12 protein-coding genes are annotated in these 18526 nt (G+C 53.1%); 6 read left to right on the top strand and 6 right to left on the bottom strand.

The window, feature by feature from the left end:
• Positions 1-22: 22 nt before the first annotated feature.
• Entirely contained in the window at positions 23-1039 is a 1017-nt protein-coding gene (locus JSQ80_RS12515) for a carbohydrate-binding family 9-like protein (protein WP_206095504.1), read from the bottom strand.
• Between the two features lie 533 nt (positions 1040-1572).
• On the opposite strand from JSQ80_RS12515, the gene JSQ80_RS12510 reads away from it, so the two are divergent.
• The 6 genes from JSQ80_RS12510 to JSQ80_RS12485 all read left to right on the top strand — a co-directional run bounded on the left by JSQ80_RS12510 (position 1573) and on the right by JSQ80_RS12485 (position 10946).
• Complete coding sequence (locus JSQ80_RS12510) at positions 1573-2481, top strand: transposase (RefSeq protein ID WP_206097571.1); 909 nt, start codon at positions 1573-1575, stop codon at positions 2479-2481.
• Between the two features lie 852 nt (positions 2482-3333).
• Complete coding sequence (locus JSQ80_RS12505; RefSeq protein ID WP_206095503.1) at positions 3334-3543, top strand: hypothetical protein; 210 nt, start codon at positions 3334-3336, stop codon at positions 3541-3543.
• Between the two features lie 52 nt (positions 3544-3595).
• Entirely contained in the window at positions 3596-5950 is a 2355-nt protein-coding gene (locus tag JSQ80_RS12500; protein ID WP_206095502.1) for a ribonucleoside-diphosphate reductase subunit alpha, read from the top strand.
• A gap of 60 nt (positions 5951-6010) precedes the next feature.
• Positions 6011-7063 (top strand): ribonucleotide-diphosphate reductase subunit beta, encoded by a 1053-nt coding sequence (locus JSQ80_RS12495; protein WP_206097570.1) that lies wholly within the window; start codon positions 6011-6013, stop codon positions 7061-7063.
• A gap of 195 nt (positions 7064-7258) precedes the next feature.
• A complete protein-coding gene (locus JSQ80_RS12490) occupies positions 7259-9130 on the top strand; it encodes a bifunctional metallophosphatase/5'-nucleotidase (protein WP_206095501.1) in 1872 nt (623 codons plus the stop codon).
• Between the two features lie 229 nt (positions 9131-9359).
• A complete protein-coding gene (locus JSQ80_RS12485) occupies positions 9360-10946 on the top strand; it encodes an FAD-dependent oxidoreductase (RefSeq protein ID WP_087432299.1) in 1587 nt (528 codons plus the stop codon).
• Between the two features lie 117 nt (positions 10947-11063).
• On the opposite strand, the gene JSQ80_RS12480 is transcribed toward JSQ80_RS12485, so the two are convergent.
• The 5 genes from JSQ80_RS12480 to JSQ80_RS12460 form a co-directional block, all read right to left on the bottom strand.
• Positions 11064-12845 carry an RNA polymerase sigma factor gene (locus JSQ80_RS12480; protein WP_206095500.1) on the bottom strand — a complete coding sequence of 594 codons (1782 nt, stop codon included), beginning with the start codon at positions 12843-12845 and terminating at the stop codon, positions 11064-11066.
• Positions 12846-13104: 259 nt separating this feature from the next.
• Positions 13105-14580 carry an extracellular solute-binding protein gene (locus JSQ80_RS12475; RefSeq protein WP_206095499.1) on the bottom strand — a complete coding sequence of 492 codons (1476 nt, stop codon included), beginning with the start codon at positions 14578-14580 and terminating at the stop codon, positions 13105-13107.
• A gap of 52 nt (positions 14581-14632) precedes the next feature.
• A complete protein-coding gene (locus tag JSQ80_RS12470; RefSeq protein WP_206095498.1) occupies positions 14633-15556 on the bottom strand; it encodes a carbohydrate ABC transporter permease in 924 nt (307 codons plus the stop codon).
• A 57-nt stretch (positions 15557-15613) separates the two neighbouring features.
• Positions 15614-16570, bottom strand: a complete 957-nt coding sequence (locus JSQ80_RS12465; RefSeq protein WP_087432295.1) for an ABC transporter permease — start codon at positions 16568-16570, stop codon at positions 15614-15616.
• A 292-nt stretch (positions 16571-16862) separates the two neighbouring features.
• Positions 16863-18494 carry a response regulator transcription factor gene (locus JSQ80_RS12460; protein ID WP_206095497.1) on the bottom strand — a complete coding sequence of 544 codons (1632 nt, stop codon included), beginning with the start codon at positions 18492-18494 and terminating at the stop codon, positions 16863-16865.
• Between the last annotated feature and the right edge of the window lie 32 nt (positions 18495-18526).

The raw sequence follows: 18526 nt of genomic DNA, 5'->3' as shown, positions 1-18526 counted from the left end.
TTTCAGAACAATGCAAGCCTCGTTATTCGCTCCATACTTTCCCGTCGTCCCGAATCCGAATCCACCGCTGGCCATCATGCGAGCGCGCAGAAATTTGGAACAGGCCGCCAGTCGTTTCGATAATCGGATCGATGCCCCACGCATCATCATGCTTCAGCACGGCAAAATCATTGCAATAGCATCCGTGTGCCGCATAATGCTGCCGCTCCCGGTAGTAGAGCTTCCTCAACTCCCATTTAATAAGCTCGTCCTTTGGCATTTCGAACTCCATTGGCTCATTGGCAAACTGGACAAAGCCCCACAGCTCAGGGTAATGCATATTGATAATTCCTTGAGGGCTCCACACCCAGTTATCTTCCGGGTACGGGGTATTCGTCTCCGGATTGACTGTTTTTACATACTTTCCGTCCTTGACCTCAGTCTTCCACTCGACACGCGAAAAATTGATGCGCCAATACTCCCCGTGATGAGGCTTCCGCCCTTCTGGCGCGCATTCTTTCAGTACGCTCCAAGGCATGGCAACCTCGACGCTCCACCCCCGGTTGTCAGCATCGGGATTATTGACCTCCCCATCAATATGCACCGCCGTTTTGATGCCTCTGATATCCCAAGAGTTGATGGGCGGTCCTCCGTCACGATAGGGCTTCGGCAGCAGCAGATCCCATATCGTATTGAAGGCATTCATCTCGAACTCATAATAGTTATGGGTATCTCCATCTGGATCGATGAAGATTTCAAAATCGTTATCGTAGAAAATGACAGAATCCCGCTCCGTCAACGTCGCCCAAATTTGATCCTCTTCCATGGCGGCGCCAAAATACAAATATTCGTCATCCCAGAGCATTTTCACCCGGGTCCGCTTGTTCGGCAACGGTTTCAAATCTCCTTCAATATCAACAAAATCATCGGTCCAAGGGGCCTGCTCCCAGAACGGCTTGTCCAACCGCCCGTCCAATTCCAATGCCTCCGCAGCTCGCAGGCATACATAATGCTTCGGCATGAACGCCGTTATGGGCTCGGGTACACCGCTTCTATCCATCGCTAAATCCTCCTCAAGGCTGAATAAATGTGATGTGCTGGAGAAAAAAATATGGCTGATTCACCTTAATACTAGATGGATATGAAAGCATATTCAATAGAATGAGGCACATTTCCAGAAAAAAAGTTATCGATATCTCAAATCGTTAAGATGAACAACTATCCATTCATCTCCATTAGCATCTTGCTTGCAGCATAATCCTATCGGGAATGTGAACTGTTCCTCTAATACAGTAATTTTCCAGAGACATACTGCCACCCGCAGCAAGTCTCCATACTGTGTATTTTTCAAGAGATATACTATTGCCACAGCAGTTCTCTATACCGAACTCTCCAGAGGCATACTATCACCATAGAAGTCTTATAACTATTCTCCCCAGCACTCAGAATATCAGCAAATTTCAAATCCCCTCGTTTCCATATCGGACAGTTAAAAAAGATAACAAAAAGCGACAACCACTTGAAATGGAAACATTTGTTTGTTACAATAAAAAAAGAACACGTGTTCCTATTTTGTTTAAGGAGGATGTCTTTATGGAAGAGTGGAAGTCTGTCAAAACGTTGGCGGAACTGCAGCGATTTTTTCCTACGGAAACTTCATGCGTACCCTTCTTGTTTCAATTGAAGTGGCCGCAAGGTTTTGTTTGCCCGCGTTGTAGGCATCCTTATGCCTATGTCATTCGGACACGCCGACTTCCCCTGTATCAGTGCCGCGTATGCAGCCATCAGACCTCATTGACGGCCGGAACGGTTTTGGAAGGCAGCCGAACCTCCTTACGTAAATGGATTACTGCGTTTTGGCTTGTCTCACATACCGATGCCGATAACGGAGTAAATGCCGTCAAGCTGAGCGCGGTTATTGAGGTGACGTACAAGACCGCTTGGTCTATGCTGCACAAGATCCGAGCTGCCTTGAGCCATGGCGAAGCCGATCAATTGCTTGAAGATGATGTCAATGGATTTATTGCATTTTATGGCCGGTCGTATCGCTCGATAGCAGACCTTCATCCCCGGGAATATCCCCTCATCGTTGCTGAATCCATCACGCCAGAAGGGCAGGCTATGGGTGTGAAGATGAAGCTTGCTGAACGGAATCACGTTGCTCACAAAGTGCTGCTGCGTTCCGCGCGTGACCGCTTTATCGATCATCATGTCTTACGGAGTTGTTCCACAGTATCCATCATTCGGCAACCATTTCGGGTTCATCGCGGCGGTCGCCTCTACAATACCTTCATCAGAGCACGCTGCTGGATGAATAGGACGTTTCACGGCATTGGGATTACATATCTTCAGAAGTACTTGGATGAATTCTGTTTTCGTCAAAATGCGGCTTCCTGTCCTATATCCATGTGGGAGCAATTACTGCACTTGTGCATGTCTTTTTCCCCTGCCACCCCGCCTGCTCCCACCACTTATCGCATCAGTCATCGTGCCGCTGCCTAGATTACATCTAGGATAAATCGTCTATGCAACACTTACCCAACACGCATTCTTACATGCTCTATAGTGGAAAAATGCACGCCGAATGCGGTGGTTCATTTATCGTTTAGTGAAACCTTGGGAATTGTATTGTTAACTGACATCGTGTCCCAATATCTTGCGAGTGCCTATCTCATACAAGGAATGTCACAAACAATTTATGCGCTTCTTGCACATATAGCATTTCGCTTCTTGTGTCAGTCTGATTCAGAGTTTAAACTGTCGTCTAACCGCTCGCATACATGAAAAATGGGTGTCGGTTATACTCACCATGGAACGTACCTGAGTTAAGGGGAGAATGGTTATAAGCACTTAAAGAGAGAGTCATCTCTCTTACATAGCCTGTATGGGCTGAACCAGCCCGGCCTTCGATAGCCATTTCGTCATTAAGGCGGAACACGGCCACAGACTTCGTATAGTTGCTTGCAGTTGCCCGCTTCTATTCTCCCCAGCCCTCCGTTAAGGTCCGAGCTTTTTCGCAATCTTATCCTCAAAAAATATAAACTGTACATGCCCTTTCATAGCGTTCAATTATGATCTCATTTAAAAAAAATGTCCTTCTCTGCACCATGACGGTTCTTGTTATGCACTGGTGTTTTCTTAAGATGAAATTATTAAAAATCTGGTCTATTCCCCGTGAGATTTATCACCTCAAGCCTATTTACATACCCTATATGTTGTAGTATATTTACATATGCACAACAACATATTGAGTATTGACAGAAATTCTGTTCGAAACCCCCTCGCGGATAGAGACTATGATCAGGCCGTGCGAGTTATGCCGTCCCCCTGCATTCTTATGCGGGTTGGCATAGGATGACGATTGCGCACGCGCGTTCGCTTGGCTTGACATGCCTTGATTATCATGACGACCTCTTCGTGACATTCTCGCTCGTCATGCCAACGCTAGTGGTGTTGGCCCAAGCTTTACGATACATACGGCATGCTGCCGTTCCCGATCCTATTCCGGTAAAGGAACGGTTTTTTCATGGACCCGGAAGTGCGAAGCGTCTCAAGAGTCATTAGGCGTCGAATCTTGCATTATTGTAAAACTGATGTTCGAGGAGGAAGAACACGGATGTATACGACCCCAGCCCATACGGTTCAGACCGTTTTGAAACCCAACAATCGCTCGCTTGCTTTCGATTCGGAGCGAATTATGCGCTACGGCGAGCGGATCATGGTCCCCTATTCCCATTTGAACCGCGAACGCTGGCATCGCGGCGTGCTCTCCAAGCTGCGCTACAGCACGGTTCAAGCTGCCGAGATTACGCAGGCATGCATCATGACGGCTCTCGAAATGGTCACAAAAGAAGAACCCGAATGGAAGTTCGTTGCGGCGCGTTCATTGATGACGAAGCTATATAAAGAAGCCGCGTTACACCGCAATTACAAGGGCTATCCAGACAATCCTTACGGAGATTTCTACAAGCTCGTCAAGCAATTGGCGGACGGCGGCATTTACCGGCAGGAACTGCTCGAAGCCTACACGGCGGAACAAATACGCGAGCTCGGTCAGGCCATCACGCCTGCCTGCGACGAGTTGTTTGATTATATTGGCCTCTTGACCTTGGCAGAGCGCTACTTGGCAACGGATTTCGAAGGCCGCACGATGGAGCTTCCGCAGGAGCGCTATATGATTATCGCCATGTACCTGATGCATCAGGAGCCAGCGGAACGCCGCATGGAATTGGCGAAGGAAGCGTATTGGGCGATGAGCAGCCTATACATGACTGCGGCGACACCGACGATGGCGAACGCAGGCAAAAAGGTTGCCGGGCAATTATCGAGTTGCTTCATCGATACGGTGAACGACTCGCTCGAGGGCATCTTCGATTCCAATACGGATGTAGCCCGCTTAAGCAAGATGGGCGGCGGCATCGGCGTCTATCTCGGCAAAGTCCGGGCGCGCGGGTCCGATATTCGCAGCCATAAAAATACGAGCTCCGGCGTCATTCCATGGATCCGCCAGTTGAACAATACTGCCGTCAGCGTAGACCAGCTTGGCACGCGCAAAGGCGCAATTGCGGTCTACTTGGACGTGTTCCACAAAGATATCCTGTCCTTCCTTGATTTGAAGCTGAACAACGGCGACGAGCGCATGCGAGCACACGACATTTTCCACGGCATCAGCCTCCCCGACCTGTTCATGGAAGCGGTGGAGCAGCGTGAGGATTGGCATCTGTTCTGCCCGCATGAAGTGAAGAAGACGCTGGGCTGGAAGGATGAGAACGGCCGTCCGCTTGGCTTGGAGGACTTCTACGACGAAACGCGCGGCCAAGGCTCCTTCCGCGAGAAATATGCGGAGGCAGTGGCAAACCCGAATCTGTCCCGCATTACGCTGCCGGCCATCGACATTATGAAGCGCGTCTTGAAATCCCAGCTGGAGACGGGCACACCGTACATGTTCTACAAGGATTCGGCGAACCGCGCCAACCCGAACAAGGAGCACGGCACGATTTACTGCTCGAACCTGTGCACAGAAATTATGCAGAATATGTCGCCGACGGTCGTTGAGCAGGAAGAGCTTGTCACGAGGGATGGACAGACACGCATCGTCGTCAGCAAAATTCCAGGCGACTTCGTCGTCTGCAACCTGAACTCGATTCACTTAGCGCGCGCCGTTCGCGCTGACGTTCTCGAACGGCTCGTTCCGATTCAAGTTCGCATGCTCGATAACGTAATTGACATCAACAATATTGAAGTGCTGCAGGCTCAGCACACGAACCGCCGCTACCGCGCCATCGGACTCGGCACGTTCGGTCTCCATCACCTGCTTGCGTTGGAAGGCATCGCGTGGGAAAGCGAAGAGGCCGTCAAATACAACGACCATTTATATGAGCGCATCAGTTATTTGGCTATCCAGGCAAGCATGCGGCTCGCTCAAGAGAAAGGCGCTTATCCGCTCTTTGCCGGATCGGAATGGGAGAACGGCCGTTACTTCACTGACCGTGAATATACGACCGGCACCCGCCCAGGTCCCCAAGTGACGACCGAACAATGGCGCGAGTTGGCCGAGCAGGTCAAAGCGAACGGCATGCGTAACGCTTGGCTGATGGCCGTCGCACCGAACGGTTCGACATCTATCATCGCAGGATCTACGGCGAGCATTGATCCGGTATATGAGCTGTTAAGCTATGAAGAGAAGACGACCTATAAAATTGCGAATCCGGCTCCGGACCTGTCGGAGAAGACGATTTGGTACTATAAGACAGCATTCCGTCTCGATCAGCACTGGTCGATTGATATGGCCGCCGCCCGCCAGCGCCACATTGACCAAGGACAAAGCTTCAACCTGTATGTGCGCCCGGACATTCGGGCGATCGACTTCCTCGCGCTGCATCTGCACGCTTGGAAAGCAGGCCTGAAGTCCACCTATTACGTGCGCAGTCAAGCTTTGACCGTGGAAGAGTGCGAATCCTGCAGCTCGTAAACTTACGTGCGCGCCATGGATACATACAGTATCCATTTTTATCAGAAAAGGAGAGTCATGATGACACTACTTGATCGCGATCTCACCCGTCAGCTCATTTTCAATACAGAAGCGCCGAACAAATCGACGCGCATTATTATGGGAGAATGCTCCGGCGTGTTGAACTGGGACGACATTCGCATGCCGCATATGTATAAATTGTATAAAGTTCTCTTGCTCAACCACTGGATTGCGGATGAAATTCCGATGTCCAAGGATGCGCAGCAATACCCGCTGCTCGATCCCGAAGAGCGGAACGCGTTCAAGATTAACATTTCGCTTCTGGCAGTGCTCGATTCCATGCAGACGATGTTCGTCGGAGATGTGAAAAAATATTTCACCGATTCCTCCTTGGAGGCCATCGCTGCCATCATTGCGCAGCAGGAAGTCGTTCATAATCAATCGTATTCCTATGTGCTCTCTTCCTTGGTTTCCGACCAAGAGCAGAAGGAGATCTTTGAATATTGGAAGCATGACCGCGTGCTGCTGGAACGCAACCGGTTCATCGCCGACATTTATCAGGCGTTCCGCGACAACCCGAAGCCGCAGACGTTCTTTGAAGCGCTCGTCGCGGACTTGATTCTGGAAGGCATCTTTTTCTACAGCACGTTCGCCTTCTTCTACAACCTGGCGCGCGATCAGAAGATGATGGCGACCAGCCAGATGATTTCATACATTCAGCGTGACGAGAATCAGCACTGTTACTTCTTCGGCGAAGTGTTCAAGCAGCTGCTGCGCGACTTCCCGGAACTGAACACGGAAACGAATACGAAATTCGTCTATGAGACGATCGACCGCGCCGTGCAGTTGGAGACGAACTGGGCGCATTATACGCTGCAAAATGTGCGCGGCATCGACCTGCGCGAGCTGAGCGATTATATCAAGCATATCGCCAATCGCCGTTTGACCCTGATAGGCATGGAAAAAGCATACGATGGCGTAGATGTCAACTGTATGCCGTGGATTAAGCCGTTCTCCGACGAGGCGCTGAATGCGACGAAGACCGACTTTTTCGAAGCGAAGTCCCGCAATTACGGCAAAGTCGGCGACGAGAACGGTTTCGACGAGCTGTAATACAAATAAATAAAGCTAGAGGCTGTCCCCGCATCAATGTGTACGGGGACAGCTTTTTTATATACGCCGCCTCATGTCTTTACATAAATTTTGTATCCATTTAACAAAGCGTGCATTGTTCCCCGCCCCCCCTTGTCCTACGATCAATTTACAGCAGCTCATATAGAAACAAAAAAACGGAGGTCGGTTGGAAGAATGAAAAAGATAGGCGTATCCGCAGCGTTGACAGCACTTTTACCATCTATTTTTGCCGGGTCGTTATATGCCGCTCCCCTACAGCCCATTAATCACGTTCAGTGGATGCAGGAGAAGAGCTTTATTTCTGGATCGAACGATGATTTGGCACTGGAACGTCCGATTACGCTGGCTGAAGCGGTCGTTATGCTGGCGCGTGTCCAAGGAACGGAACAAACGGTGAAAGCCGCCGATCCATCTATCCGGCATTGGGGAGCCAAGGCGCTCACATGGGCCAAGCAGCAAAGCATCGTAAGCGCAGAGCAATGGAAGCATATCCACCAGCCTGCAGACGCAGACATGCTGCAAGCTATTGCGAAGAAGGCAGGACTCTCGCTGCAGTTCGACAACGGCCTGACGGGCCTGATTACCCGCGAGCAGTTCTTCAAGGCGCTGGGCGATGCCATTACGCTGCATGTTACGATTGGCCATACGAATGATGTGCACGGCCACATTCTGGATGATGAAAAAGCTAAAGAAATGGGCTACGCCAAGCTGGCCACGCTCATGAAGTCGCTGCGGGAGGAAAATTCGAACACCATGTTGATCGATGCGGGTGACATGATTCAAGGCACCATCTATGTTAATCTGTCTCAAGGCGAGTCGGTTGCCCCTCTCGTCAATGCCATCGGCTATGACTTCATGGTGGCCGGCAACCACGAGTTTGACTTCGGTCACCAGCAGCTGACGAAGGCCAGCAAGCTGTTCAAGTTCCCAGTGCTTGGCGCCAACGTGTTCGACGAACAAGGCAAGCTGCTGCTCCAGCCGTATGTCATCAAGCAAATCGAAGGAAAAACATTCGCCTTCCTCGGCCTCATTACCGAGGATACGCCAATCGTCACCCATCCGGACAACGTGAAGGGGCTCACATTTACCAATCCAGTGGAGGCCGCGAAGGAGTGGGTGCCTAGGCTGCAGAAGCAAGCGGATCATGTCATTATCGTCTCCCATTCCGGCTTGGCGGAAGACCGTGAAATCGCGAAGCAGGTCCAAGGCGTCGATCTGATTATCGGTGGACATTCCCATACACGCATTGCCGAGCCAGAGCTCGTGAACGGCACCTACATCGTGCAGGACTGGGAGTACAGCAAATCCCTCGGGCGTGTCGACTTGTTCTACCATGACGGCGCGCTTGTCCACTTCTCCGGCGGATTGCTTGAATATGACGAGAAGACCGAACCGGATGCAGGCATTGCCAAGATGGGCGATGACTTGAAGCAAAAGACGGATGGGCTCTTGAATGAAAAAATCGCAACGGCAGCGGTTAAGCTTGAGGGAGACCGTACCAAAATTCGTGCAGCAGAAACGAACCTCGGCAATCTAATCACAGATGCAATGCTGGAGCGGACTCGCAGCATGCCAGGCTTCGAGGCGGATGTGGCGCTGACCAATTCCGGCGGAATCCGCACATCCATCCTTGCCGGAGATATAACGAAGCGCAACCTGTATGACGTGCTGCCTTTCCCGAATACGCTAGCTGTCGTGGAAGTGAGCGGCAATGAATTGAAAACCTCGCTGGAGAACGGCGTAAGCGAGATCGACTCCGGTTCCGGACGCTTCCCGCAAATTAGCGGCATGACCTTCTCCTTCGACAAGAAGCAGCCAAAGGGCAGCCGTGTCACCGACGTTAAGGTAGGAGGCGAAGCTCTTGTTGCGGATAAAACATATCGCGTCGCGACGAATGATTTCCTCATTGCGGGCGGAGACGGCTACGCCGCGTTCAAGGACAAAAAGTCCCTTAATACCGGCGTCACTCTCTACGAGCTTGTCGAGCAGTTCATCAAGTCGAAAAAAGAACTGACGGCCAAGGTCGAGCAGCGTATTCGTCAATAAACGCCCTCAACCATTCATATAGCTAACTTCCTGCACCCACTCCCCCGGTGCCCACGGCAGGACACGCACGGCCTCATTCCCCCCGGCCAGCGTGTCTTGTTTTCATATGAAGGAAATACGTATCCCAATTACCACAAATAGCAAAGAAATTCGCTATCCAGCTGCCTTCCGCTTTCTTATAATAATGATAGGTAATGATTGGAAAACATGCTGCGAGGAGGAGAATATTATGACACAACAAAAGTCTGAATGGAAAGCTGACCTCGTTATCATTGGCGGCGGCGTGGGGGGCTGCGCTGCGGCACTGGCCGCTTGTCGATTGGGAAAGACAGTGTTGCTCACAGAAGAGACTGCCCGAATCGGCGGGCAATTGACAAGCCAGCTTGTTCCCCCGGACGAACATCCGTGGATTGAGCAGTTCGGATGCACGGAGACGTACCGGCAGTTCCGCAATGCAATACGCCGCTACTATCGGGATCATCTTCCGCTTAACGCGAAGGCTCGCTCGAATCAGCGTTTGAACCCCGGCAACGGCAACGTGAGCCGCTTGTGTCACGATCCGCGCATTGCGCTGCACGTGCTGGAAACGATGCTATTCCCATATGTACATAGCGGCCTGCTCACCATCCGCACCGAATGCCGCGCGGTTAGCGCCGAGGTCGAAGGCGACCGCATTCGCGCCGTCACTGTACGGGACGCGGCAGGAAACGCATATGCTTGCACGGCGCCCTATTTTCTCGATGCGACCGAATGCGGCGACTTGCTCGCCTTATCCGGCACGGAGTACATTACCGGCGCGGAATCGCAGCGTGATACCGGCGAACCGCATGCCGTTCCGGGTGCGGCCGAGCCGCAAAACATGCAGGGCATCACTTACTGCTTCGCCGTCGATTACGAAGCAGGCGAAGACCATACGATTGCCAAACCTGAGCGCTATGATTTCTGGCGCCAATATAAGCCGTCTTTCTGGCCGGATCGCCTGCTGAGCTGGACCGGTGTCAAGCCGTCCACTCTGGAGCCGGTGAAATACTCGCTCTTTAGGGAGCAAGGGTCGTTCCCGCTGTTCCATTACCGGCAAATCACCGATCCGGCGTTGTATGACCAGGCCGCCGATGCCGTTCCCCGTGCCGTGACGGTCGTCAATTGGCCGCAGAACGATTATTGGCTCGGCTCGATTATCGATGTTAGCGAGGCTGAAAAAGAACGGAATCTGTACGATGCGAAGCAGCTTAGCCTGTCGCTGCTATACTGGATGCAGACTGAGGCGCCTCGGCATGACGGAGGCTGCGGTTATCCGGGCCTGAGAGTCCGCCACGATGTCGCGGGTACGGCAGACGGGATGGCGATGTACCCCTACGTCCGGGAATCGAGACGTATTCAAGCCGAATTCACCGTCTTGGAGCAGCACATCTCAACCGATTTCCGCCAAGGCAAGCCTGCGGAAACGTTCCCGGATTCGGTCGGAATCGGCTGCTACCGCATCGATCTTCACCCTTCGACGGGCGGAAACAACTACATCGATATTTCTTCCCTGCCGTTTCAAATTCCGCTTGGGAGTCTACTGCCCGTGCGCATGGACAATCTCATACCGGCCTGCAAAAATATCGGCACAACCCACATCACCAACGGCTGCTACCGGCTGCATCCAGCCGAGTGGAACATTGGCGAATCGGCGGGCGCCCTTGTGGCGTACGCCTTGAACAAAGACATCGCGCCGCGCGCAGTGCGAAGTGAGCAGCAACATCTCGAAGCGTACCAGCGCCTGCTGCAGCAGATTGGTATCGAGCTGCAATGGCCATCCACCCGTCCGGTCTAAGCGGCCTCCGCTTCTCCCCGCTTGCGCTTGTGTCGAGCGGGGAGTCCTGCTTTCCTTCCGTATTTCCACAAAAATAGAACGGGGATCCCCCTTCTGCTAAGGGTGTTCCCGTCTTCCTTATCTGCTCAATTCCGAATCCATCAGCTCCAACAAGACGATGGCCTGCTCTTCCAGCGCTTTGACCGACTGCAAAATCGCGATGGCGCGCTCAGCCTGCTCCGGATCGTTCGGTTCCCCCCCGGCAGGGAACGGAAACAGTTGCCGCAATTCCTGAAGCTGCGCGGCCATGTGCTCATATAGCCCAGCAGCCTCCTTGCTTATGTTGCGGATGCGCTTATCCGCTGCGGCATCGCCCTGCCACGTCCCGCTTAGTTCATTCAGGAACTGTGCCGCGTACTGCCGGGCGTCCTGAACGACGGCGGTATTATAGGAATTGCCGTTCGGTTCGACCTTCCCGCCGCGGAACGCTTCCACCCATGCATCATAAGCGGCCAAGCCATGCACGTTGTTGTGAATTCGTTCCTCCCTGCCGTGATAATGATGCAGAATCAATTGCAGCGCTCCCTTCAGTTGGCCTCGTGCATCTATTGCATAGGGCTCATCAAGCGCCAGCACGAATAAATCTTCGAGAATCCCCCGCCCCAAATGATCATAAGGAATATGCTCCTCATTGCCGCATTCTACAGCCATAAACTTTCGCGAGCCGTCGTCATAACCATAGATGAGACCGAACTCAGGTACGAATAAATCCCACGACAGCACGGGCAGGCCCCGATCAATGGAGTCATGGATCAGGTTGAGCGCTTCGGGAAGCGCCTCGTGCAATTTTCGTTTCGTTTTCGCTTCCGGCGTAAGCATGGACGCATCCACCAAATTGGTGTTCGGCCCAAGCTTCAAGGACGCAACATCGACGATACGGGCTTGGAACCCGAGATTGCGCAAGCCTTGGGACAAAATCTTCCTAAAATCGTAAATGGTCGGCCCGGCAATGTTGACATCGCCTGGGCAAATGTTGATGCGGAACGCATATCCGCTCAATCCCATAATCCTCGAAAGCGATTCCTTTTTGTCCGTATAGGACAACAGGCCGTACAGGGCAGAAGCCGCAGACGTCCACGTGAATGTTTCGGCCAGCATGCCGGAGTCAGGCAGCAGATTGGTTTTCATGCATCCCATATCCTTCCTGTTCATAACATAGTGATCAACGGAAACTCGGATTTTTTCCTGAACGACTTTTTTTCGGGAACGGGATAATATTTGGTATACATTGGCAGCCGATAGATGAAACAGTCTAGCGATTTCCTGCGGAGACAAATTATCGAAGAAATGGGACTCGAATATTTGCCGTTCCTTCGGGTTCAAGCACCGCAGCATGCCGCTAATCGTCTCAAGCAGTTCCTTGCGCATGAGTCTCTCTTCGGGAGCTGCTTCCTGCTTGCTATGTTCTGCTTCCGAACGGGCAAGCCGGAGCAAAATGTAATCGAGACTGTGCCACTGTCCCTCATCCGGCTCCTCTTCCATCCCCCGCATCAAGACGGTGAATGGCCGCTCTTGGGCAATCGGCTTGCTCTTCAGCTTCGTGTATGCCTGATTGCGCACAATTCTATGCAGCCATGGCAGGAACCGTCCGGCATCCACCAACGTACCGATATGCAGGAACGCCCGAATAAGCGCATCCTGCACCACGTCCTCGGCCAGAAATGGCTCCTGCGTGATAGACCGGGCGTACCCATATACCTTGGCCCGATGCCTGCGCACCAACTCGCCATATGCTTCCCGATCGCCCTGCTTCGCACGCTGTACCAGCATGGTGTCATCCATCTCATCCAGTTCATCCAGCTCAGGCGGCCCCTCAGCCCCGATTTTTTGTTTGCAGTCCGTAATTGGCACGTCGTTCATTCAAACACCTCGTTATATTGATGACCTGTTCCATTGACTCCAGAAAGGAATGATTTCTGACATTTTAGCAAAACGGAGACTTCTGGTATATATCCCCCGTGTAAGACAACCCTTCTGAGGCTGCAACACCGGAAGAGATGCGCTCTCAAACTAAAGAGACTGCAACCGCCCAGCGGATACCCGCCAGACAGTGCAATCTCTATCTCATGACACGCCTGCTTAGCTATTTCGGAATGCGCACCTGCGCACATTTACTATTTTAGCGCTTGGCATACCACTCATTGGCGGCCTTCACCATCTCCTCGCCGCCCTGGGCGCGCCATTCGGCAAGAAACTGATCATAATTGTCGAGCGGCTCCGTCCCGCTGATGAAGTTGATAAACGTGTCCTCTTGGTACTTGTTCAGCCGCTGCACGTTTTTAGAGATGTCCGGAATCGGCGGCGCCGCGCTCATTGGATCGATGACGAGCAGCCCCTCTGCATTCTTCTGGAATGTGGCGAAGTAGCTTTCCACGACCGGGTTTTTCTTCAGACGCGCCTGCCAGTATATCGGGTAGTTCTTTTCGTCCACACCCGTCAGGAACGCGCTCGCGTTGCTGCGATCGTCGGCGAACTTCGGCATAATGGGCGTATAGACGCCGTTCTCGAACTTGTGATGCACGCCTTCCTCGCCGATGGCAATACCCTTGAAGATGTCCTTGTCAAATTTCATGTCTAGCCATTTGACGGCCTCTTCCTTGTGCTTGGCGAACTTCGGCACCGCAATGAAATAATTGATCGTATTGCCAGCCGATCCTACTCGTGCCACGCCGTTCTTATCCTTCAACACCGGCATGATCTCCAGCTTCGCCTTCGGGAAATTCTTAGCCAAGGCGTTCACGAGGTTCGGCGCCACCCACCAGCCCGGGCTGTACATCGCAGCCTTGCCGCTTGCCACCTTCTCGATCGATTTATCCGCCGTGTTAATGCCCCATTCCGAGTCGATGAGACCCTCTTTGTACAGCATGCTCATGAAGGCGAGGTATTCCTTCATCTCCGGCGCCTCGACGGAGTGAATGATTGTGCCGTCCCGTTCCAGCCATGCCGTCGTTAAGCCAAAGACGCTTGCGATATCAGGATGCACGGGTACTTTACCGCCCGTCAACGGGATTACATTTTTTTTCTCCTTAAAAGCTCTCAGTACGGTGACGAATTCGTCGAGATTGGTCGGGGCCTTCAGATTCAATTCATCGAGCCAATCCTGACGCACGACGAGCGCATACGATGCCGTTCCGCTGCCGCCTCCCGTCTCGGGGATGGCATACGTCTTGCCTTTATAGCGCGCGCCTTCCCAAGAATCGGATCCGATGACCTGCTTCATATTCGCCCCATACTTCTCAATTACATCGTCAAGCGGCTCCAGCGCCCCGGATGACACGAGCTGGTAATACTGTGCCGGAGCCAGCTTCAAGATGTCGTACGCCTCCTTGTTCGCCATAAGCAGATTCAGCTTCTCGTCGGCATTCTCTGCCGGCAGCATTTCATATTTGACCGAATAGCCGGTTTTCTCCTTCAAATATTGTGCGACCGCGTCGCCATTCGGCTCGAACCGGTCGAATGGCATTAATTGGCGCAGCTGCTTGCCTCCCCCTTCCCCGCCATCCGCTCCTTCGCCGGGCTTGGATCCGCTGCAGCCGATAAGCGACAGCACTGCGATAATCGCTACGATCGATATCCAGATCTGATTACGCCGCATGAACATTCCTCCGCTCTTTTCTTTTGTTCTGCTATAGCAATCCTTCATGCCATTAACCTTTAACGGAACCAATTAACACCCCTTTCACGAAATACTTCTGCAGAAACGGATAAACGAGCAAGATGGGCAAGGTTGCCACGAGAATCGAAGCCGCTTGAATCGCCTGGGGTGTCGTGTTCATGACGGCATCGATATTCGGCACATGCCCCCCGTCCTGATAGGTGATGTTGGAGTGGATAAGCAGTTCCTTCAAATACAGCTGAAGCGGTTTCAATTCTGGCGAGTTGATGTAAATCATGGAGGCAAAATAATCATTCCAGAAGCCGACCGCATAAAAAAGCGCAATCGTCGCAAACACCGGCAATGATAAAGGCACGGTAATGCGACATAGAATCGTCAGGTTGGATGCGCCGTCCATTTTGGCCGACTCCTCCAGCTCATCGGGAAGCGACTCGAAATAATTTTTGATGATTAACATATTGAACACGCTAATCATGCTCGGCAAAAAGAGCACCCACAGCGTATCGATCAGCTCCAGCCGGTGCATAAGCAAGTAGGTGGGAATGAGGCCGCCGCTGAACAGCATCGTGAACACGTACATCAAAATGAAGAATTTGCGTGCGCGCAAGCGCGGCTTGGACAAGGGATAGGCTGCGATCACCGTCATAATTAATCCGAGAGCCGTGCCCGCCGCCGTTATCGCAACGGATACCATGAAAGCGTTCATAAATTTGGAGTCGCTCAAAACATACAAATAAGTGCCGAACTGAATGTCGACCGGAAACAAGGACACGCGTCCCGATAATACCGCCTCTTCGCTGCTGAGCGATTTGGCGAGCAAATTGAGGAACGGAAACAGCGTCGTCCATGATACAAGGGCAAAAAAGAGATAATTCATCCCGTGAAAGACCCGTTCTCCCGCCGACATGCGGATCGTGGACGGCTTCGCTGCCGTCTTCTTTCGTCCCGTCTTCATGCCGTGCCTCCTTTCTTCCATAGTGGCGCACCGCTATTGGTCTGGGCAACATGCTCTCTACCAGATGCCGCGGTTGAGCGCACGCCGGCTAATATAATTGCCGCTCATGATGAGGATGAAGCCGACAACCGATTCGAACAGGCCCACAGCAGCCGAGAAGCTGTAATTCTGTTCACCGAGACCGGTGCGGTACACATACGTTCCGATGACGTCCGATACGTTATAGACGACCGGATTGTACATGACGAGTATTTGCTCCGTACCGGCTTCCAGCATGTGGCCAAGCCGCAGGATGAACATGAGCAGGATGACCGGAACAAGCCCTGGCAGCGTAATGTGCCATATCTGCCTGAACTTGTTCGCGCCGTCCATCTTCGCCGCCTCGTAAAGCTGCGGATCGATGGAGCTCAAGGCTGCCAGGTACACGATTGTGCCCCAGCCCGCCTCCTTCCAGCCAGCCGTGCCGACGAGCAGCCAACGAAAAACGCTGTTGTCGAGGAAGAACTTGATTGGCTCTCCCCCGAACCATTCAATCATCCGGTTGACGAGACCTCCGTTGATGGACAGCAGGTCGATGAACAAGCCGCTGACAATGACCCAAGACAAGAAGTGAGGCATGTAAATAATCGTCTGCACCGGGCGTTTGAACCACATTTTCGTCAGCTCGTTCATCAAAATAGCCAACAGGATCGGAAGCGGAAAAAGCAGCACGATTTTCAGCACGGAAATGATGAGCGTATTCCAGAATACCTGCGCAAACTTCGAAGATTGGAACAGCCGCGCGAAATGGTCTAATCCGACCCACGGGCTGTCCGAAATTCCGTTGAAGATGTTGAAATCCTGGAAGGCGATGACGACGCCATACATTGGGGTGTACTTGAACAATAGAAGAAAGGCGACGCCCGGTATAAGCGCGATGTATAAATCCCAATCCTTGCGCACGTCGCTCCACAGCTTGCGCCAGTAACGGCGCGTCGGCGATCGCGGAGCATTGTCCATTTCTTGCATATCCATCAGCCCCATCCTTTTCTCGACTATGCATGCCCTTCCCTTATAGAGATTGTTCAAAAAGCCCTTTGTGATCACGAGGTACCGGGAAGCGAATTCGACATCGAATCTTGCCGCTCAACCTCGAAGAGCATGTGCTTCGGGTTCATGCAACCTTCCCGGTGTGTTAAAAGCCGACTTTTTGAACTCGCATTTATAGCGTACGAGAAGACGGCCCCAAGGAACACGGGAGAGCCATGACTTCTTCTGGTAAATTGATGGCTATGCGAAATGGCCGTCACGCCCTCTTCTGCCTGCATTATCCCCGCTTCCATTCACTAGGTGTGACTCCCCAATATTTACGGAATACCTTCGTAAAATAACTGACGTCGCGAAAGCCGGCTGCGCAGGCGGCATCATACACCCTCTCCCCTTGGAAGAGCACCTCCTTGGCGCGCTCCATACGGCGCTCCAGCAAGTAGGCAGAGAACGGGCGGTTCATTTCCTGCTTGAACAGTCTGCTCAAGTAGGAGGCGTTCATGAAGAGCCGATCCGCCACCCCCTGCAGCGTAAGCTCGGTATGAAGCTCCCGGTCAATCAGCTCCTTCACTTCCGCAACGAGCCGGTTGCCGCCGCGCCGCCTGACCATGCTTGCTTGCACACCGATGCGCTGCACCGCACTCCGCATCCAGTCGCCCCATTCCTGCTTCGTGCGCAGTTCCGCGGCGTGGTGGAACCATTTCGCGTCCTCCTGCATGACTTCGTGCAGCGACCACCCCTGCTTGCGAATCCACGTGACGATCCAGGATTGCAGGAACACCATCTGCTCCTTGAGCGTCTCTGTCTGCTCGACTGCGCACACGGCGCCAATCCAAGCCTCTGCAACCTCAGTCGCAAGCTGCTCATCGCCCGTGCTCCACGCGATATCCAGCTCCCGCTCCCATGGCCCGCTCTGGATGGCAGCAGCCGTATCGCCGTCTGTACGGGCGAGCCCGTCTTCCCGATACGGAATGACGATGTCGCCCCCATGTGCGAGCCGCTGGTTCAGGGCGAACCAAGCTTCCCGATACAAACGGGGCACCTCCCCAATCCGCCCGTGCCCAGAGCAGATGCCTGCGCTAGCCGTCAGCTTGAGCGACGTCTTGATGTGTTCCAGCATCTTGCCGGCAATGGCATGGATGCCGATCATCGCATCGCCATCCGCCGCCGCGCTATCGCCAGGGGCGTGCCGGAATAGAATGGCGATCGGCTTATCGACGTCACGGCACAGCAGAGCGGACCCGGCCCCCATCGCCCTCAGCGTCTCCTCCGCCACCTGGCCGACGGCGAAATGAATAAGCGCCATATCCTCGCCGAACGCTTGCATCCGCTCGGTTGGAAACGGATCGGGCTCGATGACCATGACGGCATAGCGCTCCTCCTGCATAAAGTCTATGCCCAGTTCCGCCATCCGATGGCGGAAGATGTCGGCAGAGAGGCTTGCTTCCATGCCCAAGCGCAGCGTGCGCTGCTGCAGCACCGGCAGGTGGTCATGCCACTGCTGCCGCAGCGAAGCGTAGTCATGCTTGCGCTGAATTTCTTGGCGGCGCTCCGCGACCGCCTCCGAGACGGCCTGCACAATCGCCTCCTGCCCCGCCGGCTTCAGCAAATATTGCTTGACGCCCAAGGCGAGCGCTTCCTGCGCATAAGGAAAATGATCGTGTCCGCTCAAGATGACCGTCTTCACCTCAGTGTTCCATTCCACCGCTTGCCGTGCCAGAGCGAGGCCGTCCCCATCCGGCAGTTGAATGTCCACGAGCAAAATGTCCGGCCGTTTCACCTGAAGCCAGCGCCTCCCTTCCTCCGCAGTCGCTGCCGCCGTGACTCCCGTAATGCCCGCTTGATCCCACGGCATCATGTCCGTTAAGCTGTGGCGGAGGCGGGGTTCATCTTCCACGATTAATAAATTCATGGCCACTCATCCTTCCTTGTATCCTCATTAGG

Origin of the sequence: Paenibacillus apiarius (assembly GCF_017052585.1) — a bacterium.
In the GTDB taxonomy this organism is placed as follows: domain Bacteria; phylum Bacillota; class Bacilli; order Paenibacillales; family Paenibacillaceae; genus Paenibacillus_B; species Paenibacillus_B apiarius.
This window is presented reverse-complemented; position numbering and strand designations above follow the sequence as displayed.